Annotated in this window: 21 protein-coding genes; 12 read left to right on the top strand and 9 right to left on the bottom strand. The window is 44.2% G+C overall.

The features are described from left to right. The 5 genes from DN068_RS11700 to DN068_RS11675 all read right to left on the bottom strand — a co-directional run bounded on the left by DN068_RS11700 (nt 1) and on the right by DN068_RS11675 (nt 7,070). A complete protein-coding gene (locus DN068_RS11700; protein ID WP_110999112.1) occupies nt 1–1,380 on the bottom strand; it encodes a zinc-dependent metalloprotease in 1,380 nt (459 codons plus the stop codon). 97 nt (nt 1,381–1,477) lie between these two features. Beyond that, nucleotides 1,478–2,095: a bifunctional nuclease family protein gene (locus DN068_RS11695; RefSeq protein ID WP_110999111.1), complete on the bottom strand. Its 618-nt coding sequence runs from the start codon at nt 2,093–2,095 to the stop codon at nt 1,478–1,480. Between the two features lie 364 nt (nt 2,096–2,459). After that, nucleotides 2,460–3,095, bottom strand: coding sequence for a hypothetical protein (locus DN068_RS11690; protein WP_110999110.1), 636 nt, complete (start codon nt 3,093–3,095; stop codon nt 2,460–2,462). An 87-nt stretch (nt 3,096–3,182) separates the two neighbouring features. After that, entirely contained in the window at nt 3,183–5,693 is a 2,511-nt protein-coding gene (locus DN068_RS11685) for a DNA gyrase/topoisomerase IV subunit A (RefSeq protein WP_110999109.1), read from the bottom strand. Nucleotides 5,694–6,794: 1,101 nt separating this feature from the next. Next, complete coding sequence (locus DN068_RS11675) at nt 6,795–7,070, bottom strand: hypothetical protein (RefSeq protein WP_110999107.1); 276 nt, start codon at nt 7,068–7,070, stop codon at nt 6,795–6,797. A 223-nt stretch (nt 7,071–7,293) separates the two neighbouring features. Between DN068_RS11675 and DN068_RS11670 the strand changes: the two genes are divergently transcribed. Continuing rightward, complete coding sequence (locus DN068_RS11670; protein ID WP_110999106.1) at nt 7,294–7,707, top strand: helix-turn-helix domain-containing protein; 414 nt, start codon at nt 7,294–7,296, stop codon at nt 7,705–7,707. A 61-nt stretch (nt 7,708–7,768) separates the two neighbouring features. On the opposite strand, the gene DN068_RS11665 is transcribed toward DN068_RS11670, so the two are convergent. Then, nucleotides 7,769–9,301 carry a P-loop NTPase fold protein gene (locus DN068_RS11665; RefSeq protein ID WP_110999105.1) on the bottom strand — a complete coding sequence of 511 codons (1,533 nt, stop codon included), beginning with the start codon at nt 9,299–9,301 and terminating at the stop codon, nt 7,769–7,771. Between the two features lie 160 nt (nt 9,302–9,461). Between DN068_RS11665 and DN068_RS11660 the strand changes: the two genes are divergently transcribed. Then, nucleotides 9,462–9,965, top strand: coding sequence for a hypothetical protein (locus DN068_RS11660; RefSeq protein ID WP_110999104.1), 504 nt, complete (start codon nt 9,462–9,464; stop codon nt 9,963–9,965). 779 nt (nt 9,966–10,744) lie between these two features. Here the strand turns inward: DN068_RS11660 and rfbC are convergent. After that, the gene (rfbC, locus tag DN068_RS11655) at nt 10,745–11,299 is read right to left on the bottom strand and encodes a dTDP-4-dehydrorhamnose 3,5-epimerase (RefSeq protein ID WP_110999103.1); all 555 of its coding nucleotides are present in this window, start codon (nt 11,297–11,299) and stop codon (nt 10,745–10,747) included. Beyond that, nucleotides 11,300–12,439: a DegT/DnrJ/EryC1/StrS family aminotransferase gene (locus tag DN068_RS11650; RefSeq protein WP_110999102.1), complete on the bottom strand. Its 1,140-nt coding sequence runs from the start codon at nt 12,437–12,439 to the stop codon at nt 11,300–11,302. A 196-nt stretch (nt 12,440–12,635) separates the two neighbouring features. Here DN068_RS11650 and DN068_RS11645 point away from each other — a divergent pair, with 196 nt between their 5' ends. Both DN068_RS11645 and DN068_RS11640 read left to right on the top strand, forming a co-directional pair. Next, nucleotides 12,636–13,418 carry a hypothetical protein gene (locus tag DN068_RS11645; RefSeq protein WP_110999101.1) on the top strand — a complete coding sequence of 261 codons (783 nt, stop codon included), beginning with the start codon at nt 12,636–12,638 and terminating at the stop codon, nt 13,416–13,418. Between the two features lie 6 nt (nt 13,419–13,424). Then, entirely contained in the window at nt 13,425–14,681 is a 1,257-nt protein-coding gene (locus DN068_RS11640) for a 3-deoxy-D-manno-octulosonic acid transferase (RefSeq protein ID WP_110999100.1), read from the top strand. Here the strand turns inward: DN068_RS11640 and DN068_RS22275 are convergent. Beyond that, nucleotides 14,645–15,367, bottom strand: coding sequence for a hypothetical protein (locus DN068_RS22275; RefSeq protein ID WP_207798917.1), 723 nt, complete (start codon nt 15,365–15,367; stop codon nt 14,645–14,647). The two genes, DN068_RS11640 and DN068_RS22275, sit on opposite strands and share 37 nt — an antisense overlap. Nucleotides 15,368–15,563: 196 nt before the next feature. Here DN068_RS22275 and DN068_RS11630 point away from each other — a divergent pair, with 196 nt between their 5' ends. From DN068_RS11630 to DN068_RS11595, 8 genes are all read left to right on the top strand, one after another. Next, nucleotides 15,564–16,133 carry a thymidine kinase gene (locus DN068_RS11630; RefSeq protein WP_110999099.1) on the top strand — a complete coding sequence of 190 codons (570 nt, stop codon included), beginning with the start codon at nt 15,564–15,566 and terminating at the stop codon, nt 16,131–16,133. Between the two features lie 5 nt (nt 16,134–16,138). Then, a complete protein-coding gene (locus DN068_RS11625) occupies nt 16,139–16,663 on the top strand; it encodes a hypothetical protein (RefSeq protein WP_110999098.1) in 525 nt (174 codons plus the stop codon). A 134-nt stretch (nt 16,664–16,797) separates the two neighbouring features. Further along, nucleotides 16,798–17,673 carry an SH3 domain-containing protein gene (locus DN068_RS11620; protein WP_110999097.1) on the top strand — a complete coding sequence of 292 codons (876 nt, stop codon included), beginning with the start codon at nt 16,798–16,800 and terminating at the stop codon, nt 17,671–17,673. A 38-nt stretch (nt 17,674–17,711) separates the two neighbouring features. After that, nucleotides 17,712–18,083 carry a DUF1304 domain-containing protein gene (locus DN068_RS11615; RefSeq protein WP_110999096.1) on the top strand — a complete coding sequence of 124 codons (372 nt, stop codon included), beginning with the start codon at nt 17,712–17,714 and terminating at the stop codon, nt 18,081–18,083. Nucleotides 18,084–18,515: 432 nt separating this feature from the next. Then, on the top strand, nt 18,516–19,118 hold the full coding sequence (locus tag DN068_RS11610; RefSeq protein WP_110999095.1) for a TetR/AcrR family transcriptional regulator: 603 nt from the start codon (nt 18,516–18,518) through the stop codon (nt 19,116–19,118). Between the two features lie 10 nt (nt 19,119–19,128). After that, complete coding sequence (locus tag DN068_RS11605; protein WP_110999094.1) at nt 19,129–20,280, top strand: FAD-dependent oxidoreductase; 1,152 nt, start codon at nt 19,129–19,131, stop codon at nt 20,278–20,280. A 150-nt stretch (nt 20,281–20,430) separates the two neighbouring features. Continuing rightward, complete coding sequence (locus DN068_RS11600) at nt 20,431–20,823, top strand: MarR family winged helix-turn-helix transcriptional regulator (RefSeq protein WP_207798915.1); 393 nt, start codon at nt 20,431–20,433, stop codon at nt 20,821–20,823. A gap of 13 nt (nt 20,824–20,836) precedes the next feature. Beyond that, complete coding sequence (locus DN068_RS11595) at nt 20,837–21,856, top strand: choline/ethanolamine kinase family protein (protein ID WP_110999092.1); 1,020 nt, start codon at nt 20,837–20,839, stop codon at nt 21,854–21,856. The last annotated feature ends 54 nt before the right edge of the window (nt 21,857–21,910 follow it).

The raw sequence follows: 21,910 nt of genomic DNA, 5'->3' as shown, positions 1-21,910 counted from the left end.
TTATTGTAATACTATTTTTCTGCTGATCACACCTTCATCAAACTGGCACTGCACAAAGTAAATACCTTTACTCATCCCAGACAAATCGATTGGATAAATACCGTTCTGCTGATTATTGATATTAATCGTTTGTACATTCTTGCCCATCATATCCAGTACGTGAATGGCTTTCAGTACGCCACTTCCGTTGAAAGATATGTTGAAAGATCCCGTAGTCGGGTTAGGATAGATGTCAAAATTATTTTTCTGTTCTACGTTTGTAACGGCAGTTGGCCATGCCAATAGTTCAGGGTGTTGTGTCAATGTATAATTTTCACCGTTAAGTGAAGCCTGCATATTAATGATCTGGTCGTTAGTAAAAATGTGCATCGCGTTATCATTTACATAATCCATATAGTTCATGAACATGATGCCGTTTGTACCTGCAGCAGAGCAGCTGTCATATAGCGGGAAAGTCGGGTTGCCATAAGTTGCATCTGCCTGTGGCGGTGTATCTGCGATATCGTCGTCATGACCACCTGGATGACCAGGGCAGCGACCGTTATCGTCACCCCATACGTGCCAGATTTCGAAGAAGTGGCCCATTTCGTGCGTCAACGTGCGGCCGCCCGTAATGCCTGAAATGAAGGTCTGACCGTTGGTGGCTGAACTTTGAACGCCAATTGCATATCCGCTGAGCACAATTCCTTTTTCAGCTTGCGCCGCCTGACCGTAGTTGATGCTGCTTTGCGGAACGGTAACACCCAGTATCACATTGCCTGTATTTGCACCGGTCTTAGTTACCCATACGTTCAGATATTTGGTATTGTCCCAGGCATCAAGACCGCCCTGATTGCTATATTTCGCAGCGCTGAAAAGCGAATTGGAACCACCGGCAATACTATTTGCTACGGTGCTGCTTACTATTTTGATTTCGTAACCCGGAGTAGTGGTGCCATCTGGTTGACGGTGCGCCAATCCGAATTGGATATTAGCATTGCCATATACAGTTTTGAACACAGCAGGAATCTGGCTACTATCCGCATTCTGACGATTGAAATCTCTGTTCAGAACATCCATTTGTGTATTAACGCGATTGGCGATGCCGGTAGCGCCGCCCATCTGATTATACAATGCAGAGTCTACAACAATGTGAAAAATAACCGGAATCGGCGAAATGCCTGTGCCACGCTCTAAAGCACCATTCACCCGCAACTGTTGGTATTGTGCTACCTGTTCTGCCTGATAGGCGTGGACTTTTTCTCTAAAGGAGGGATCTTTTGCTTCGTATTTATTCAGTGCAATGCCGAATCCGCAATTTCTTTTAAATTCCTGTGCCTGCACATTTTCCTGACTCACGATGAGGCCTAAAAAAGCGGCCATCAATAAAGTTTTTTTCATTTAATAATTTCTTTACATTAAAGTGGACCGTCGTAAATTAAAGAAGTTTAAGCAACCGGAGACGGCTGCTGGCTTAATTAACTTTTCTGTGACATTTTTATTTGCTCTTCCGGCTGTTGATCTCATCTCTGATAGAAATGGCGCGAACGTAGTCTTCCTGTTCCAATACCTGGTGCAGCAAGGTGTTTAATTCTTCCATATTCAATGATTTAAGATCCTTGTTTGTACTTACAGGAGTGCTTGGTGTAGCGGATAATGATTTAGGATCAGGTTGCTCGGCACCCTGACCGCCTTCTGTGCTCTGGTCGAGGTAGAGACCGGCAGCTTCCAGTATATTTTCGTAAGTATAAATGCGGCAATTAGCGCGCACTGCCAGTGCCAAAGCATCGGAAGTACGGGAATCAATTTCTATAACTTCTTCGTTGCCAGACTGACAAACCAGCTTAGCAAAGAAAATACCTTCTTCCAGTTTGTAAATGATCACTTCTGTAAGCTCAATGCCGAATGTCGACATAAAATTGGCAAACAGATCATGTGTGAGAGGACGACTTGGCTGCATCCGTTCCAACGCTACTGCAATCGCCTGCGCCTCAAACCCGCCAATGACGATTGGCAGTCTGCGCAGACCGTTTACTTCTCCAAGTACAACTGCGTATGAATGAGTTTGGGTAATGCTATGGGATAATGCGACTATTTCCAGTTCAATCTTTTTCATGTATACGAAATCCTACTTTCTAACAAAACTGATTCGTGAAGGTAATAATTTTTCGTGGAGAAGCGAATGGCGAATTGGGCAAATTCAAAAGTCAAAATTCAAAAGTCAAAAGCTGCGTTGGCAGCCTAAAGGTCAAAGCGGATAGTTTGTCTCACACACACAAAATACGTACAAAATGAGGGTCATCCCGATGAGGAGGAACGACGAAGTGGGGATCTGATTTCGCGCAGCGAAAAACTGGAAATTTGAATTAATTTTTTACAATGAGCATTTCGCTCCGATCAAACATAGTTGCGACGCTCCGTTTATCAACAGTACTACTATGAAACATACGTGTTATTCCATGTGTGCCGTTGCATCGCCGCTACTTCATTTTATCCGCAAACTGTCTAAATGCAGGTTCCTTTTTAATTCTTTCTGTAATCACCAGAATGTCGCCTATTTTATATTTTTTCAGGTCCTTGCGTTGCTCGTGCAAAGTCATCAGCACATTGCCAAAAATCATCGCGGATTCCGGATCCAGGTGAAGTGCGGGCATTGCATTGGCCACAACTTCCATATCCGTAAATCCGATTTTTGACAGCGAGTCTTTGTAAGACGCCGGAAGGTCATTCATGTTTTGCAGCACCAGTTTATCAAAACTCAACTGACCCATGCCCAGGAAGATCCTTTCACCATCTGGTGTACGGACAAAGAAGGAATCGGTACCGAATTGATTGCCTGCGGCTAGTTTCGCATCCTGGTCCTTTTTATAGGCAAGAAAGCGGTTTACTATCGTTCCCAGTGTAATTGTATCTTTTTCTGGTCCGGTTGGCATTGTTTTCGCCAGATAAGCGCCAAATAGCTGATGATCAGATGGCGACAGAATCATGCTTTTCGCGAAAGCATCTGTTTGTTCGGTAGTCAGGTTGTTAAGCCTGGTACGCAAAAGCGTTTGATCATTTTGACCAAACGCTTTTGCAGTTACAAATAGCAGACTATATAAAATGAGTTTCTTCAATGTACAGTTAACTATTGACAGTTGATAATGATAATCACACAGGCAAGCTTTATGCTTTGCGCTTTAAGCCTTCAGCATTATTGATGCTTAAAACAAAGTCGGGGCTTCCGGTTCTTTATTATCTTCTTCACCCACCACCAATACTTCTTTCAGATCAGTACCACCGATTTTTGTACCGATTGTTTTCCAGCCGGTCACTTCAATGCTTTCCGATAAAGAAACTTCCTCTTCCGTCATGTCGGCGCGTTTTTTGCCACTACGCAAAATCACCACTGGTTCCGATTGTGTGCTTACCATTACCACGCTGTTACCTTCGCCTTCTTTAATGAAGAGGAATTTGTTTTTCAGCGTTTGTGTTTCCACCACGAAGCGCTTCGCGTAGTGTTGATCGGTTTTGGTATCGTAATAGATCGTTGTAACGACTTTTTCCGGATTGAATTTCTCGATCTTCAGAATAGCGTCTGTATCGTAACGGTTGGTCAGCTCAAAATCGGTGAGCTCGTAGTTTCCGTCTTTGTAGAACACGATTATGCGGTCATTTTCTTCAAAGCGGCCAAGCAGCTGCCCGTTTTCTTCTTTATTCAGACGACCTGTTGCCGGATCATACCAGATCTTAATGGCAGAAAGGGTAGAGCGACCTTTTTCTTTGAACTTAACTGCTTTCACCGGATACTTCGTGAGCTGGTTACCACCTGCGCTACGACCTTTGATATCCAGTTCTTCGAAATAATAATCGAATGATTTGATACGTGCTTTACTGCCCGGAGAAAGTGAAATCGTGAGTACTTCCGCTTCACCGTTTGGATTGGCGCTGAAGTAGAGCAATTTACTGTTCGGGTTGCCCTTCGTCAGATCGTATTCTTTATCGCGGGTGATGCCCGTTACGTTAAAGCGTTTTGCGTAAGCGATGCCTGTTTTACCGTCGAGGTAAATCATATTGTAGGTCATGCGCTCATCGTTTTTCTGGAAGATGGCGATATACTGAATATCCTTACCCACAAAGGTTTTGTCCGCAACTTTAGTGATCATCATTTTGCCGTCTTTGCGGAATATGATCACATTGTCGAGGTCAGAACAATCGAAGGCAAATTCATCTTTCTTCAGGCTCGTACCGATAAAGCCTTCTTTGTAATTCACATAAAGTTTGGCATTCGCGATAGCAACCTGTGTTGCCTGAATGGTTTCAAACGTGCGGATTTCGGTTTTACGCTCCCGGCCTTTACCATGCTTTTTCAGCAGGTTTTCGTAGTAACGGATTGCAAACTCCGTGAGGTTGGCAATATTGTTTTTAACCTCGCCGATTTCGTTTTCTACACCTTTAATATGTTCGTCCGCTTTGAAAGAGTCAAACTTAGAGATACGCTTGATGCGGATTTCCGTCAGTTTTACGATGTCTTCCTGCGTGATTTCGCGGCGGAATTTCTTTTTATATGGCGCCAAACCCTTGTCGATAGCTGCTAGTACGCCTTCCCAGGTTGTTTCTTCTTCGATGTCGCGGTAAATACGTTTTTCGATAAAGATTTTTTCCAGCGAAGAATAATGCCAGTCGTTTTCGAGTTCGCTGAGTTTAATTTCCAGTTCTTTCAGCAGCAAGCCTTTCGTATGCTCCACAGAGCTTTGCAACAATTGAGTTGCGCCAATGAAATGCGGCTTGTCATCGATAATAACACAAGCATTAGGAGAAATAGAAACCTCGCAATCCGTAAACAGATACAGCGCATCAATTGTTTGATCGGTGGTAATACCCGGCGCCAGTGTCACCAGCAATTCCACGTCTTTCGCCGTATTGTCCGCAACGCTTTTAATCTTGATTTTACCAGCATCATTAGCTTTCAGAATACTGTCTACCAGCTGTGAAGTAGTAGAACCATAAGGAACGTCGCGGATAGCAACCGTTTTCTTGTCTACCTCTTCAATATGTGCTCTTACCCGCACTTTACCGCCGCGTGCGCCATCGTTGTAATTGCTTACGTCGATCATGCCGCCGGTGATAAAATCCGGATATAGTTCAAATTTTTTCCCTTTCAGGTATTTAATAGCCGCGTCAAGCAGCTCTACGAAATTGTGCGGTAATATTTTGGTAGAAAGGCCAACAGCAATACCTTCTGCGCCCTGCGCCAGCAAAAGCGGGAATTTCATCGGCAAAGTCACCGGCTCGTTCTTACGACCGTCATAACTCAGCTGCCATTCGGTAGTTTTTCCGTTGAAGGCTACATCCAGCGCAAACTTCGACAGACGCGCCTCAATATAACGGGCTGCCGCCGCGCTGTCACCAGTACGAACGTCGCCCCAGTTACCCTGAGTATCAATCATCAGGTCTTTCTGGCCGAGGTTGGTAATAGCATCACCGATAGAAGCGTCACCGTGCGGGTGAAACTGCATCGTTTGTCCGATCACATTGGCCACTTTATTGAAACGGCCATCGTCCATCTCTTTCATTGCGTGCAGAATACGTCGCTGAACCGGCTTCAGACCATCTTCCAGCGCCGGAACGGCACGCTCCAGGATTACATAGCTGGCATAATCCAAAAACCAGCTTTGGTACATGTCAGTAATTAAAACCGTACTCTGTTCATTATGATTGTTCTCTGCCGACATTTATAGATCCTTCTTTTTGAATGCCTGCAAAAATAATTATTTGAGCGAAATGGTTGAGCGGTTAATTGGGTAAATGATTAAATGGTGAATGTGCGGAATATGTTTAATGTGGGGAATCTGTTTTTTAGTGCGATAATGGCTAATGTGTTTAATGTGCTTAATGTGTTTTAATGTGTTTTAATATGTCATCCCGATGAAAGAGGGATCCCGCGAAATATAGGTACCTCGCTCGCGTCATTGCGCGGAGGAGGAACGACGACAAAGCAAACTGCACCAAATAAGGGTATCCATAACATGGGTATCACTCGTGGATTGCCACGAAAAGACGGGTCTTTCCTCGTCATCGGGATGACCCAGAAAAAACATAATCTATAGTGTGGGCCGCTCGCTCGCGTCATTGCGCGGAGGAGGAACGACGACAAAGCAAACTGCACCAAATAAAGGTACTCGCGACGGACACAACACACGTGCCGTCCCGAGAACGCCGGGCAAACCTTTTGCCACCAACTTTCTTACGCTGATGAAGCATAATTGCGACGCTCCGTTCATCAACGGTGCTGCTATTGAGCCCACTCCTGGCAATAAACAAAACGCGAAATCAGATCCCCACTTCCTCCTTCGTCGTCATCGGGATGACCCAGAAAAAACATAATCTATATAGTGTGGGCCGCTCGCTCGCGTCATTGCGCGGAGGAGGAACGACGACAAAGCAAACTGCACCAAATAAAGGTACTCGCGAAGAACACACCACACATGCCGTCCCGAGGACGCCGGGCAAACCTTTTGCCACCAACTTTTTTACTCCGATGAAGCATAGTTGCGACGCTCCGTTCATCAACGGTGCTGTTATTGAGCCCGCTCCTGGCAATAAACAAAACGCGAAATCAGACCCCCACTTCCTCCTGCGTCGTCATCGGGAAGACCCGAAGGGGGTACTACGCGACGGGCCGACAAAATACGGGTCATCGCGAGGAGGCCACCAAAGGCCGACGTGGCGATCTGATTTCGCGCCGGGAAAAACACTACCACTGTTCCGACGCAGGAGGACTCTTGCGAAATGTTGTGTGTCCTAAACTCGAGTTCTCCCTCACGAAAAACAGGCTAACCTCTATCCTCCAACAGAAACGCTGCTTCCACCACTTGCACCACCTCCAGCGCCAGCGCCTGATGCGCTTTCACCACATCTTCCGGCAGCACGGTGTTATGCAACGCATCATTGAGCAACGACCCAAAACAGGCACGGAAATCGGGCAGGGTATAACGATCAAAGAACTGTGACAGCACCTTTTGCGGATCGGCGATTTCATTGCCAGAAAGAAACATCGGTTGCAGTTCACGGTCAGTATAAATAACAGCCGGTATTTGATTACGCTTCATAGCAGGAATTTTTTGTGCTGTGAAATAGCAATGACTACATCGCTGCTCCAAGTAACTATAAGGCATAACTTAGAAAGCTGCCAGCGCACAAAGCCCGTAACCATCCCGCTACTAACGTCTGCACCCCGCTCGCGTCACTGCGACGAAGGGGTAGCCTAATAGCAAGAGCATTGTCAATTGTCAACTGTTCATTGTCAATTCCCTTTGTATATATTTGTAAGCTATGGCGAATCACAATAAAGCACATCACGGAAAAAACCTGCGCAAGTTTCGCGAATGGAAAGGACTGAAGCAAGAAGCGCTTGCCTTTGAAATGGGCGACGACTGGAGCCAGAAGAAAATCTCGCTGCTGGAGCAAAAGGAAGTTATTGATGACGCTATCCTGCAACAGCTTTCTAACGTTCTGAAAATTCCGGTAGAAGCTTTTGAATTGCAAGAAGACCCGGCTATTAATTTTATTGGAAATACAATTACTGATCATTCTTCAGGTCTCGGAAGTTTCAATGGTGATTACATCGTCAATCCTACAGAAAAATGGTTGGCAGCTTTAGATGAAAATAAACAGCTTTACGAACGGTTGCTGCAAAGTGAAAGGGAGAAGGTGGAGCTGTTGCAGAAATTGTTGGATAAGCAATAGAGAAGCGCGGCGAGAGCCGCGCTTCTCTATTTGTTGATTGGTGTTAAACCATGTCTTTCAACTATAAAATTCTAACATGCCTTAGTATGGACAGGGCTTCGATGAGCAGGGTCACAAGGTCGTCATCCCTATATTCATATCGTTTTTGAATGTCAGGTACTCCTAACGGAGCGAAAACCGTGGTTTTTACAGTAGTTTGTGCCGGTGTGAAATTGTTGAAGGAATTCCCAACACCATAGGACAGCCGCACTTTTGTTCCTTTTAAATCATAGTAGAGTGGTTCCGTACCATTCAGCCCCGTTTGGATTTTTAGTATAAGTATGATGAGATTAACGCACAATTTTTCCAATTGCAAATCTTGTATCGAAAGACTTTTTCCTTGTAGCTGATTCAATAATTCCAGCAACATAGAAACGCTTCCTTTTATTTCAACAAGGAATTTAATGACGATAATGATCGGATATTGGTCCGAGTTGATAACTACGTTGTTTACCCGTTCGGTTTTAGAATAATGGAGTTTACCGCCTTCCCATTTGTCTACATTTCTCAAATCAATCAATTTATAAGCTAAAAATGCAGATAAGATGCTAAAAAGATCTTCTTGATATAGGAAGCTAGAAATGCGCAATGGCGCGTATTGTCCACTTTCGTCTATCATTTCGACAAACGAGAGCTTTTTCTTCACCCAATCGGTGTAAGCGGAAAAATTGTCATAGAAATAAATTTTCTTACTATAGAATTTATCGGAATAGCCATTAAAATCTACATCAGGTCCATGTTTTGCCTTGAATATGTTCCTTATATTATCGATATCACAAACAAAAATCACCTTATCAAAACCAAATTTATTATTAGAAAGTTGGCGGTTTCGATAATCAAAATGAGCTGCAAAAACATTTAAAATGCGGAAAGCATGATCTGGATCTATCCTATCTAAATCATCAATAATCAAAACAGATTCTTTGCGCTCATCACTAGATTCTTTAAGATCCCCTAGTGTTTTTGCAATAATTTCGGTTACCAGATCATACTCGAATATTGAACCTTCCCGTTTCGAAAGAGTGTCAACATATTCTAGTAATTGTTTGGCATCACTATTAGTACTCTCTATCTCTTTGTGCTTCCTTTCGACTTTTTCCTTCAACTCTTTACCCGCTGTTATAATTGCCGGAATCACGCCAGCTGTTTCTGAAACGTCTTTCCCAGCCAATCCTAGCATGGTTATCAGTGTAATGATAAGAGTATCTATATGTTGGGGAAGGATATAAAGAAGCGTATCTGAGAGTGTCAATTCAATATCTTCTACAGGCATACCGGCCAGAATCATTTCGAGGATTATATCGTATTTGATATACCTGAAAATGTCTTCATTGGTGGCCACTGAATAATTGACAGGAAAAAGATGAATGACGTTGTACTTCTTTTTGTTTTCAGGAAGGTCAAAGTAATGCTTTAAAAAGGTTGTTTTACCCATTCCGAATTTCGCGGAAAATAAGATGCGCTCGTTTCCTTTTATATTGAGGTGTTTGCTGAAGGTGTTTTGGGGTTCCTTAAAAAGTTCCAATTCTAGCTGTTCTTCGGTAGTACTTGACATTTGATCGGTTTAGGTTATAAAAATAATAAAATGGGTATGAGTATTTGCTAGTCAATCCTCTGCAAAAGGACTTTGATTCTGCTGAATCCCTTTTTAACATTTCCTTGCAAAATCCGGCACAGTCATTGACAACAGAAGGTTAACTAAATAAATCTTCTAGATGAACAAAATGATCCAGCAGCGCATTGCAGATGCCGCACTTACCAGCTATAAGAACTCAGTAGATGGTTTCAGACAAACATTGCTGCCATTTGCCATATCGCTTACCGCTGCCGATAAAATGGGGATGCGCACAATGGCCGAAGGCCGCGAAGGTTACGTTCGCCTTTTGTCCCGCATCGCGTTGGCGCACCCAGATTGTCTCTCGCGCAATGATGATCCGCAGCAACTGGCAGACGCGCTAGATTATGATCAGCACCTCGAAGACCTTCGCCAATCGCTGATGGCGCTTTCTGAACAGATTACCAATATTCAGATCGCTAATAGTAAAGATATCATGACCTATACGGATAATTATGCCGCTTCTCTTCAGGTAGGCCGTACCGGCAACAGTTCTCTGGATACCGCAATGCACGAAATCGACGACTGGAACAAGCGTTACGGCGGTAGAAAAGCTGCTATAGATCCGGCGGCGAATAATGCTGCTCCGGCTAATCCGCAATAAACCATTGAAATACTTAATAATAGCCTCCACCTTGGTGGGGGCTTTTTTTGTGCTTACCGGTTTTTTTGCGTGACCTATTCTAGAGCAAGGTCGAGCTACCATCGGAGGTAGGTCCACCTATTGTTGGAGGTAGGTCGAGCTATCCTTAAGGTAAGGTCGAGCTATCATTAGAGGTAGGTGCACCTATCGTTGGAGGTAGGTCTACCTACCATCAGGGTAAGGTCAGGCTATTGTTTGAGGTAGGTCCACCTATTGTTGGAGGTAGGTCGAGCTATCCTTAGGGTAAGGTCGGGCTATCATTGGAGGTAGGTGCACCTATCCTCATAGGTAGGTCGATCTACGTCAGAGATAGGTCCGCTTATTTTGGGGGAGCAGGTAGGCCAAATACGAGAACAGGTTTCGGCTTAATGCTAATGAGGAGCTGCGCCATGTATTTTCCCTGCGCGAAATCAGATCCCCACTTCCTCCTTCGTGGTCATCGGGACGACCCGCAGGGGGGTGTCCTGCGTGAGGGTTTGTGCTGTTTGTAGAGACGTTGCATGCAACGTCTCCGGATAATTTGGGTTTGTGAGGCTGCTTCCTTCGTCGCGCTGACGCGAGTGTTTTTCCCATCGCGAAATCAGATCCCCACTTCCTCGTTCCTCGTCATCGGGAAGACCCGCAGGGGGTGGACCATCATATTGCGCAGGCTGCTTCCTTTGTCGCAGTGACGCGAGTGGGGCACAAAAAAATAGACCGCAACACTACTGTCGCGGTCTATTCATCAAATCTTTTATTGCTTATGCAAACTGGTAAGTCGCTTCTTTCAGCGTTGGTTGTACCAGGTCTTTTTCGGAGATGATCGCCTGATTGAGGTCTATTTTCCAATCGATGTTTAATTCCGGATCGGAGTAGAGCAGACCGCCTTCGGCAGATTTATCGTAAAAGTTATCGCATTTGTAGAAGATCTCGGCAGTTTCGCTCAGCACAGAATAGCCATGCGCAAAACCACGTGGAATCAGGAACTGGCGTTTGTTTTCAGCAGAAAGCTCTACACCGTACCATTGACCGAAAGTCTTACTGTTTGGACGAAGATCTACCACAACATCCCAAATCACGCCTTCCAGCGCGCGGATCAGTTTTGTTTGTGGGGTCGGCTCATTCTGATAATGCAGACCACGCAAAACATTCTTTGTAGAACGTGCCTGATTGTCCTGTACAAACTGATTACCGAAACCTGTATGTTGTTTCAGCGCATTCGCATTAAAACTCTCGAAAAAGTAACCGCGGTCGTCATTAAAAACACGTGGTTCCAGTATCAGTAATCCTTCAAACGGAGTGGTTATAACGTTCATTTATTTGCTCAGTTGGTCTACAATAGCTAAGAAATTGCTGCTTACATATTCCAGTTCTTCTTTCGTGAACTCTGTATGGATTGGCAGGGAAATAACACAATCAGTAAGCATGTCCGTTACCGGCAGTGCCTGCTGGTTTTCAGCAAACGCTTTCAGCATATTCTGTTTATGGCTTGGCACCGGATAATAGATCATAGAAGGAATACCTTTTTCAGCCAGCAGTTTCTGCGCTTCATCGCGGCTCACGCCTTTCAGTTGCAGTGTATATTGGTGAAACACGTGTTTGCTGTTGGCAGCACGCGCAGGTGTTACAATATGTTTATTGCCGGAAAATGCAGCGTCATAATGATCAGCTACCGCGCGGCGTGCATCGCAATATTCGTCAAGGTGACGCAGCTTGATGCGCAGTACTGCAGCCTGCATGCTGTCCAGACGGCTGTTGCAGCCTACCATTTCGTGGTAGTAGCGCACTTTCTGACCGTGGTTGGCAATCATACGCAGCTCTTCAGCCAGTTTATCGTCGTTGGTAAACATTGCACCGCCGTCGCCGTAACAACCCAGATTTTTGGAAGGGAAGAAGCTCGTACAGCCAATGATGCCCATTGAACCGTTCATTTTTTTGGTGCCGTCAGCAAAAGTATAATGACCGCCGATCGCCTGTGCATTATCTTCTATTACCGGAATGTTGTGCTCCGCAGCCAGTGCCAGCAATGGTTCCATATCTACACTCTGGCCGTAAAGGTGTACCGGAATAATTGCTTTGGTTTTTGGCGTAATTGCCTTGCGTACGCTTTCGATATCCATATTAAAGGTATCTGCGTGTACGTCTACAAAAACAGGTTTCAGGCGCAGCAATGCTACAACCTCAACTGTTGCGATATATGTAAAAGAAGGAGTGATTACTTCGTCGCCCGGCTGCAGACCCAGTGCCATCAGGGCAATCTGGAGCGCATCAGTGCCGTTGGCACACGGAATTACGTGTTTTACGCCGAGGTATTGAGCCAGTTCTTCGCCGAATGCTTTTACATCCGGTCCTCCAATGAAAGCTGCAGTGCTCAGAACGTTCTGAATCGCTGCATCGACTTCTGGTTTTATTTTTTCATACTGACGCTTCAGGTCAACCATTTGTAAGTTGTGCATAGCCAAAATTTAGCGGTTGCAAACATACAGGTTTTATGCTGAAAGTAAAGGGGATAACGGATAAGAAGATGTAACTAAATATGAATGTGTGTTTTGCTAATGTGGTAAATTGTCAGCTAAATTTCCCTTTTGATCGTAATGTGAAGCGCAAAACGCACAATCTTATTATCTTCACGCATTGAAACAGAATAGTCTTATGCAGCGTTTTGCATTTTTAATTACTTGTCTTCTTTTTCTTTCTATAAATAGTCAGGCTCAGGATGATCTATTCGGCACAAAGGGCGAAGCTCCCAAAGGTGTACGCCATCAGGGTTTTGTATTTGGAGTAAACGCAAGTTATGACCGGCCGGGTGGCGATATGATTAATCGTTTTGGCGGCAGTTTTCGTTTGGGCGCTTCTGCAAATTATAAAACCAAAAGCAACTGGATTTTCGGTGTCAAATATGATTTTCTTTTCGGGGATAACGTGAAAGAAGATTCGCTGATGTATAATATCCGCGACGACCAGGGCGCGTTTATTGATCAGGATGGTCACCGTATGAATGTCGGCATTTACGAACGGGGCTATATGATCGGCTTACAGGGTGGTTATATTTTTACATTCGGAAAATCGAAAGGTGGCGAAAATGGTTTATTGGTGATGCCAGGTGTCGGTTTTATTCAGCACAAAATCAAAATTTTTGACAAGGCCAATAATATCAGCACCATTAAAGGCGATTATATAAAAGGTTACGACCGCTTGACGAATGGTATTTACTACGAGCAGTATATAGGTTACAATCACTTTGCTGCCAATCAGCTGCTCAACTATACGATCGGTATCGATTTTGTAGCTGCCTTTGATCAGGGCCGCCGTACTTATTTATATGATGTGCGCCGTTCCGGTGAGGATAAGCGTACAGATATCCTTTTCGGTATCCGCGGCGGTTGGTATATTCCGATCTTCCATCGTAAGTCTGAAGACTATTATTTTCAATAAGCCATTATGGGTATCGTGCTCTATTGGCTCGGCATCAATCTGTACCTGCTGGTATTGCGGATAGCCGCGTTGTTTCATCCGAAGGCAAAACTGTTTGTAAAAGGCCGCAAAGGCTTGCTGCCGCAGATCAAATATGCATTGATCAATGAGCGTCGTCCGCGTATCTGGATGCACTGTGCGTCATTGGGCGAATTTGAGCAGGGCAGGCCGGTGTTGGAACAACTGCGCAAAGATTATCCTCAATTTGCTTTTGTGCTCACTTTCTTTTCTCCTTCGGGATATGAGGTGCGGAAAAATTATGAAGGTGCAGATTATGTTTTTTACCTGCCAACCGATAGCGCGCGTAATGCACGGTTATTTTTAGAGTATGTGCAGCCGAAGCTCTGCTTATTTGTAAAGTATGATTTCTGGTATTATTTCCTTTCTGCAATAGGAAATCGCGATATTCCTTTGTTATTAGTTTCTGCGATATTCCGCGACAATCAGGGATTTTTTAAATGGTATGGCCAGTTGCAGCGCCGGATGTTGTTTGCCTTTACGCATATTTTTGTTCAGAATAGTGCTTCACAACGGTTACTTCAAAAGATCGGCTACGACTCAGTTACCGTTTCCGGAGATACTCGTTTTGACCGTGTAATTGAGGCTTTAGATCAGCCTGTGAAAGACTTGCCAAAAATCCGTGCATTTTGCAATCAGCATAAGATATTAGTGGCAGGGAGTACCTGGCCGGATGACGAACGCCTTTTGCACAAAGCATTTGCGCAGCTACCGGAAAACTGGAAATTGATTCTGGTGCCGCATGAAGTGCACGAAGCGCATATTTATGACCTGGAAAAACTCTGGGGCGATGTGGCCGGTAAATGGAGTGATGAGACCGACTGGGCGAACAAACGCGTGGTCATTATCGATACAGTGGGTTTATTGCTGCAATTGTATCGTTGCGGAGACATTGCCTGGATTGGCGGCGGCTTCGGAAAAGCAGGCGTACACAATGTTTTGGAACCTGCTGTATATGGAATGCCTTGTTTGTACGGTCCCGTTTATCATCAATTTCTCGAAGCCATTGCACTCGTGGCATGTGGTGGCGGGTTCGAAATAGAATCGCCGGAGCAATTAGTTAACTGCATCCGCTATTGGGAAACTGAACCGGATGCTTACACCAATGCGTCAAAAGCGGCGGCGCAGTATGTGAAGGAAAACGCCGGCGCTACGCAAAAAATTACCAGTTATCTTGTCGCGAAGAACTGCATCAGTATGGTGTAAAACATCTGCACGGTGTCAGAATCTTCATTCCATCTGAATTGCTGATGTACGGCAGCTTTGAGCCAATCTTGCGCTTCTGAAAGACTGTCGAAGCTATTTAGTTCTGTGATTACTGTCTCGTATGCTTCCTTATCGTTCCCGAAAAGCTCGCTGATAAAAAGATATTTATCATTGATGCCTATTTGTCTGCGAATATCTGCGGCCGGTGGAATCGGAGCCTGACTCGGCGCAGGTTCCGGCGTAACAGAATAGACAATTGGCTCAGGTTGCGGTGCTTCGTATTTAGGTTCTGGTTTCGGAGGTTCCGGTTTTTGTTCTTGTTTTGGCGGAGCTGGCGGCACAGGCGGTTTTTGAGGTGCGCTTTGTGCAGGTGGCGTTTTCCTTGTGGCCGTCGTTTTGTTTTTATCGTCTGAGTCGAAATATTGCACATTCACGCCTAAGTCAATAGAAGGCGCGTGTGACATGGCTTTTGCCAGTTCGGAATGTGCTTTATCCATCGCTATGGTAATTTCCGCCAGCGACGGGTCATGAATAATGGCCGGCATTACCGTTTTGCGCCATTCCAGCAGATCGGCATAGAGTACTCGCGTAAAATCGAGCATCAGGTCAATATCAATCGTCGTTTTCGTGTTTTTCTGTTCGTAAAGATCCTTTATCCTTTGCAACGTGGCATTAATGCGTTCCATAACCGTCTGTTTATAAATAAAATTAAGAATGTAGAAGCACCTTTTTGCTATATGCTAAAAATAAATAACAAATACGAAGATTTCATCTGTTAATAGCTTGCAGTTATGGGGAAAATAGCGGGAAAACTATGGCAAAATACCGACACAATCACGAGTCCATTTCCCTATTTTTACACTTGGGTATAATTACTGGTAGATGTTTATTGAACCACAGAGATCGTCGATAAGAAAAGGATGGATTGAAGTAATATGCGGGTCAATGTTTTCCGGTAAAACGGAGGAGCTGATCCGGCGCATGAAAAGGGCGCAGATCGCTCATCAAACGGTAGAGATTTTTAAACCGGCGATTGATGTGCGTTATGATGAAACCGATGTAGTATCGCATGATGCCTCGCGAATACGTTCCACACCGGTTGATAGTTCGCAGAATATTTTATTGCTCGCCTCCGGCGTAGATGTAGTAGGAATTGATGAAGCACAGTTTCTCGACAACGAATTGCCCAATGTGGTAGAACATCTTGCCGCTACCGGGAGCCGCGTAATTGTTGCCGGCCTTGATATGGATTTCAAAGGACAGCCTTTTGGTCCGATTCCTGATCTGCTGGCCCGCGCGGATTATATTACCAAATTACACGCCATCTGTGTACAGTGTGGCGACATTGCAAGTTATTCATTTAGAAAGAATTCCGACGGTGGCAAGATATTGTTAGGAGAAAAAGATATATACGAGCCCCGATGCCGTCATTGTTATTATAACGTAAAATAGACTTTATGAAAAAACATTTGAGAATTAGCAAGAAACAAAAGGCGCAGGACGCGATTAGCAAAAAATACCCTGAACTCATGCACAACCACCTGGCAACCGACCGGAATATTTTTGATCTCGTTTTAAAAATGCTTTTCGAAAACTCTGATAAAAATGCACTGAGCCTGGAGAAGGAGATATTTGAACCGTTTAAAATAAAGATGAGCCGCAAGGAGCAGGAACGTGTTTGGGATGTACTGATCAATTCTGGTTTCGTGAATCCGATTGTTGGTTTTGGCAATGCCGGTAAAATTGGTCTCAGTCAAACGGGCTATCAGATCATGACGCAATACGGCACCTACAGCAACTTTATTGAAAGTTCCCAACAGGGCCGTCAGCAGCAGCCAATAGTATTGCAGCTGAGCCAACATCAGCCAGAGCCGCCCGCAGCGGAAGCTCCGAAGGCGCCAACACCAACACCAGCGCCAGTCCCACCACCACCGCCGGCAACAAGACAAAACGGTGAAAACGATCTTGGCGTGGAAGGATAGAACATTGCATTTCAATTCGTATAAATATTTAGAGACGTTCCAATCGGAGCGTCTCTTTTTTATGCCTGTTGCGCAGTGTTCTTCTGTACGACGATTTTAGCTTTTGATTTTTTACTTAAATTATATTTGCGCCAATGAAGTCCCCCTTACTACTGCTATCCTTAGTTTTTCTTGTCACATATACCCATGCACAACTTGGTTATTTTGAAAACAACCATGATACTTTTGTTTTTTCAGATACTGCTTATATTAGAAATGCACCTTCCACCAGCAGTAAATTAATAGATACGTTATTGGCATCACACAGGGTCTGGATTTTAGAGACGACAGAGAAAAATCAGACGATTCGTGGCATAGAAGCGCCCTGGCTGAAAGTTCGATATACGAAGAATAATCAGGTGGCAGAAGGTTATATCTGGTCGGGATTACTGGCTTTGGCTCCCCTGTACAAAGATGATATGAAGTTTGTTTGCGGCATCAGCCGGATTTTTTATAAAGACACGACTATTGTTTTTAAAGATGATCCGAAACAATCAATGAGGGACACGATACGTATGATGTCGCTGGAGATTAAAGTATTTAAAGGTGTGGAACGCGTGGTTTCTTTTAAGCGCCTTATAGAACATGCGACTTATCCTACTGCAATTATTTCCGAAGGTAAAGGATTGAAAAATGTCGACGATATTCTGTCGTTGTCTTTTGGTGGAGAAGCTTGTGGCGTGCCAACAAATACTTACCATTACGGCTATCGCAATAAACAAATCATTCCCCTGTACGAAACCATGAGTGTAGGCGATGCTGGTGTTTATTATCATGAAGAAAAACTAATTTTCCCTGCGGAGAAGGGCGGTAAGCCCAATGTCGTTTTGTTTAAGGAGCAAACAGAGGAGGCCACGGATAGGAATGATAAACACGGTGAGCCCATTTTTAAAACAACAAAGTCGACAAAGACCTTGCTCTGGGACGGCACGAAATTGACGGAGCAAAAGAAAGCTGTCAGAAAATCCTGACTTCTTCGTTAATTTCATGGACGAACATCTAACCGCTCATGAAATACATTCCCATTTTGCTGATTGCTTTCGTTGCGCTAGAGCATCTATATATTCTCTGGCTGGAGATGTTTGCCTGGACTACCAAAGGCAAGAAAGCATTTAAGGGCGCCATGCCCGATGAAATGTTTGAAAAGACCAGGACATTAGTAGCGAATCAGGGTTTGTATAACGGATTTCTTGCTGCAGGTCTTATCTGGTCATTATGTATTGGTGATCCCGTTTGGTCACATAATGTGGCTGTGTTTTTCCTTTCCTGCGTTATTGTTGCGGGTATTTATGGTTGCTTTACCGCTTCACGCACTATCTTTTTTGTTCAGGCTTTACCTGCTATCCTGGCGCTACTAGCGGTTTTGTTTGTAGGTTTCTAACTGAGACTCATCACTTGCGTTTGTAGTCCCGACTAATTATTCGGTGCCCGCAATCAAAAGGGAATGACACCTTGATTAGGCGATAGTAGCCCTAGCAACCCTAGCAACCTTCGAATCATTCTTCTCCTACTTTTTTTATGCCAAAAAAAGTAGGCAAAAAAGGGCAGTCTAAGCCAGATCACTCCGTGGCTTAGACGGTCGCTCGATTGAGCTTCATTGCTGCTGTGCTGCCAAACTAAGAGCCTTGAAATTGAACTCAATTTTAAATGTGTCAATGGTACGAAATAGGGATCCCGCGTAATAGTGGCACATCTTACTTAGTCCATCTCCTGGTGTTGATATGGTAAATATGCCCATTTAACTTTCTATTGACATAAGTAAATGAATGTTTACTTACTTTTGTGCTACCAAACATATCAAAACAGAAACTTTATGCGGCCGAAAAGTGTAGTAAAAGAAGAAGCAATTGTCAATATAGCATTGCAGATAATTTCTGAAGAAGGATTGGAAAATCTTAGCATGCAGAAGCTGGCACAGGCGGCCAATATTTCGCCACGTACGATTTATCTCAAGTACGAAAACAAAGAAGATCTGTTGATCAAGTTGTTTATTGATGAGGTGTTGGGCGCTTATGAAAAAGCAATTTTGACCGGTTTTGATGAAGGAATGGAATTTGCCGAAGGGATAAAGAAACTTTGGCAAAACGGGTTTCAATACATGAAGAACAATCGCTACGCTTTTTCCCTGATGCAATACGGAAAGACTTCTCCCTTGCTGAATAAAGCTTACGCAGAAAGGAATATTCAACAAGGTCAGTTCTTTGCGCCGATTCATCGCTTCCTGAAAATGCAGGTGAAGAATGGTATTGTAAAGAGCCTTCCTTTTGAAGTGCAGCGGGCGTTATTGTTTGCACCGTTTTACGATCTCATGAACGAATATTTCGAACACCTTGATCGTCCGAAACAGATCATTACAGATAAAGTACTGCGTGATACCTGTGAAGCGGTGATCTCAGGCTTATTAAAACAATCATAAAAAGTAAATAATGAATACAATTCAAAACAAAACTATTGCTATTGTGGGCGGTGGTCCTGGCGGACTTACACTTGCCCGTCTGTTGCAGATGAATGGTGCAATCGTAAAAGTATACGAACGTGATGTAAACCGCAGCGCGCGTGTGCAAGGTGCCACTTTAGACTTGCATGAAGAATCCGGTTTGGCGGCTATACGTGCTGCAGGCCTGATGGATGCATTTGTAGCCAATTATCGCCCAGGTGCGGATAAAATGCGTGTGGTGGATAAGGGCGCTGCAATTTTACATGATGACGACGCAGGTAAAAACTATGATGAAGCACGTCCTGAAATTGACAGAGGTCCGCTGCGTGAAATATTACTGGATTCTTTGAAACCAGATACTGTTGTCTGGAACAGTCAATTTGCAGCATTGCACAAAAATGGAACGGGGTTTGATATTGAATTCAAGAACGGTAACAAATACTATGCAGACATCGTAATTGGTGCCGATGGTGCCAATTCGAAGATTCGCCCGTACATCACGCCGATTAAGCCTGTATACTCCGGTGTTACAGCGTTGGAAGGCGCAGTTTATGATGCTGCAGAAAATGTGCCCGAAATGCACACTTTGCTGAACGGTGGAAAGATATTTGCCCTCGGCGATGACAAAACAATTATTGTAAGTTCAAAAGGCGATGGCAGTCTGGCATTTTATTGCGGTTTTAATGCAGCTGAATCCTGGACGAAGGATAGCGAAATTGATTGGTCAAATAACGAACATGTTCTGTCGTGGTTTGAGGGAGCATTTCCGGGTTGGGATCCAATATGGGCACATATGATCAGTACTGCCAATGCTGTTTTCATTCCCCGGCCGTTGTATTATATGCCTTTGGATCAACAATGGGAAACTTTGCCAAATCTTACCATGATCGGCGATGCTGCTCACCTGATGCCGCCATATGCCGGTGAGGGCGTAAACATGGCGATGCTCGATGCGCTGGAACTTTCACAATGTTTGCTGAATGAATCTTTCATGAATGTTCATGATGCAATTTCTGCCTACGAAAAACAAATGTTGCATCGTGCTTCGGAAACAACCGCAATGACTTTGGAGCAAACTGCCTGGATGCACGCAACTGGAAATCTGGATAAGATGATGTCGATGTTTGGGCTGCAGTCTTAAATATTGACGGATTAAATTTCGATACGAATAGAACAGGCGGATGGCTTAATGTCATCCGCCTGTTCTATTTATTTGTATTCTTCCATCAATGTAATACATTTGCAAACTCATTGATTACTCAAGTATATGTCAATTGTTGCGAATAACTCTTTGAAGTTATTATTGAACCTCGCAAAAGCGCAGGTGATTATTTCCCGGAAATTCGACCGGCTTAGTACGCATGGTATCGGATTTAGTGATTTTGCATTGTTGTATTTGCTGTATCAGACGCCGGCAGGTAAATTACGGCGCATTGATCTGGCGGAGCAAACGGGATTGACGGCTTCGGCAGTTACGCGTATGCTGGCTCCATTGGAGAAAATAGGGCTGGTAGCCCGCGAATCGCATGCAAGAGATGCCCGTGTAACTTACGCAGTGCTTACAGAAACCGGAAAAACGCTTTTTGAAGATGCATTGGTGACTGCCAATGCTACAGCCCGCGATATTATTTCTAACGATAACGCTAAAAGTCTGAAACCGCTGACTGATATTTTGGTTGGCTGATAAATACAGAATTATGGAAACAACACAACTGAACAATATTATTCCCGCCGAAAGGGTAGCTTTTGTAACGAATGCTATAAAAAACACTTTCGGTCAGGATGCAAGCGATATCATTTTGCTTAAAGGCGGTCTTTCTGGTGCTGGTGTTTATAAAATTATGGTAGCAGCTATTCCATATGTACTGAAACTGGATGCGCCAGGTGTTGCCGATATTTATGCAACAACAAGTATTGCTGCTGCAGCTGGTATAGCACCAAAAGTATTTTACGCGGATCATACAGAAGGGGTCAGTATTTATGAATTTATCGAAGCAAAGCCGATACGTGAGTCCTTCACTGATCCGGCGGAACTTGCATCGGAACTTGGTAAGCTGATTCGGAAGCTGCATGGTATGCCTGTCTTTGAAAAAACAAATGACATGCGTGCGATGGCAGATGGTTTTATAGCGCAGTTTAAGGCCTCAAATGTGTTGACCGGTGCGGCCTTTGAAGAAGCATTTACTTATTATGACCGGATAAAAGAGGTTTATCCATGGCATGATACGGACAAGGTTTCCAGCCACAATGATCTTAATCCGAATAATATTTTATTTGACGGAGAGCGTATCCGCATTATTGATTGGGATGCTGCGTTTGCAAATGACCGTTATGTGGATCTGGCGATAGCAGCTATTTCATTTGCCAGTGTTTTTAAACTGGAACGCGCTTTGCTGGCGGCATATTTTGGTGATACGATGGATGATTATCGTTATGCACGTTTCTTTTTGATGCGTCAGATTTGTCGTCTTATTTATGCCACACTCATGTTTCAATTATCCGCAGCTGTCATTGAAGAGTTGACGGCACAATATCCGGAGTCGCTGCAATTTACTTCTGCAGACATCGGACGTTTGGCGCAAGAAGGAAGATTTGATATTACTAAAGCCGAAGGACAGTTTTATTACGGCATTGCGTTGTTCAACGATGCATTAAATGCGATGAGATCGAAAGGATTTGATGCGGCAATGGATATAGTTGGCTCGTCATCCCGATGAAAGAGGGATCCCGGGTATTGTGAGTACACGCATTTAGCGAGACTTCTCCTGTCG

This window comes from Taibaiella soli (genome assembly GCF_003236175.1).
Lineage (GTDB): Bacteria > Bacteroidota > Bacteroidia > Chitinophagales > Chitinophagaceae > QKTW01.
This window is presented reverse-complemented; position numbering and strand designations above follow the sequence as displayed.

Excerpts from the sequence above, each read along its gene's own strand:
- DN068_RS11700 (WP_110999112.1), bottom strand. The coding sequence starts at position 1,380 with ATGAAAAAAACTTTATTGATGGCCGCTTTTTTAGGCCTCATCGTGAGT.
- DN068_RS11695 (WP_110999111.1), bottom strand. The coding sequence starts at position 2,095 with ATGAAAAAGATTGAACTGGAAATAGTCGCATTATCCCATAGCATTACC.
- DN068_RS11685 (WP_110999109.1), bottom strand. The coding sequence starts at position 5,693 with ATGTCGGCAGAGAACAATCATAATGAACAGAGTACGGTTTTAATTACT.
- DN068_RS11675 (WP_110999107.1), bottom strand. The coding sequence starts at position 7,070 with ATGAAGCGTAATCAAATACCGGCTGTTATTTATACTGACCGTGAACTG.
- DN068_RS11670 (WP_110999106.1), top strand. The coding sequence starts at position 7,294 with ATGGCGAATCACAATAAAGCACATCACGGAAAAAACCTGCGCAAGTTT.
- DN068_RS11665 (WP_110999105.1), bottom strand. The coding sequence starts at position 9,301 with ATGTCAAGTACTACCGAAGAACAGCTAGAATTGGAACTTTTTAAGGAA.
- DN068_RS11660 (WP_110999104.1), top strand. The coding sequence starts at position 9,462 with ATGAACAAAATGATCCAGCAGCGCATTGCAGATGCCGCACTTACCAGC.
- rfbC (WP_110999103.1), bottom strand. The coding sequence starts at position 11,299 with ATGAACGTTATAACCACTCCGTTTGAAGGATTACTGATACTGGAACCA.
- DN068_RS11650 (WP_110999102.1), bottom strand. The coding sequence starts at position 12,439 with ATGCACAACTTACAAATGGTTGACCTGAAGCGTCAGTATGAAAAAATA.
- DN068_RS11645 (WP_110999101.1), top strand. The coding sequence starts at position 12,636 with ATGCAGCGTTTTGCATTTTTAATTACTTGTCTTCTTTTTCTTTCTATA.
- DN068_RS11640 (WP_110999100.1), top strand. The coding sequence starts at position 13,425 with ATGGGTATCGTGCTCTATTGGCTCGGCATCAATCTGTACCTGCTGGTA.
- DN068_RS22275 (WP_207798917.1), bottom strand. The coding sequence starts at position 15,367 with ATGGAACGCATTAATGCCACGTTGCAAAGGATAAAGGATCTTTACGAA.
- DN068_RS11630 (WP_110999099.1), top strand. The coding sequence starts at position 15,564 with ATGTTTATTGAACCACAGAGATCGTCGATAAGAAAAGGATGGATTGAA.
- DN068_RS11625 (WP_110999098.1), top strand. The coding sequence starts at position 16,139 with ATGAAAAAACATTTGAGAATTAGCAAGAAACAAAAGGCGCAGGACGCG.
- DN068_RS11620 (WP_110999097.1), top strand. The coding sequence starts at position 16,798 with ATGAAGTCCCCCTTACTACTGCTATCCTTAGTTTTTCTTGTCACATAT.
- DN068_RS11615 (WP_110999096.1), top strand. The coding sequence starts at position 17,712 with ATGAAATACATTCCCATTTTGCTGATTGCTTTCGTTGCGCTAGAGCAT.
- DN068_RS11610 (WP_110999095.1), top strand. The coding sequence starts at position 18,516 with ATGCGGCCGAAAAGTGTAGTAAAAGAAGAAGCAATTGTCAATATAGCA.
- DN068_RS11605 (WP_110999094.1), top strand. The coding sequence starts at position 19,129 with ATGAATACAATTCAAAACAAAACTATTGCTATTGTGGGCGGTGGTCCT.
- DN068_RS11595 (WP_110999092.1), top strand. The coding sequence starts at position 20,837 with ATGGAAACAACACAACTGAACAATATTATTCCCGCCGAAAGGGTAGCT.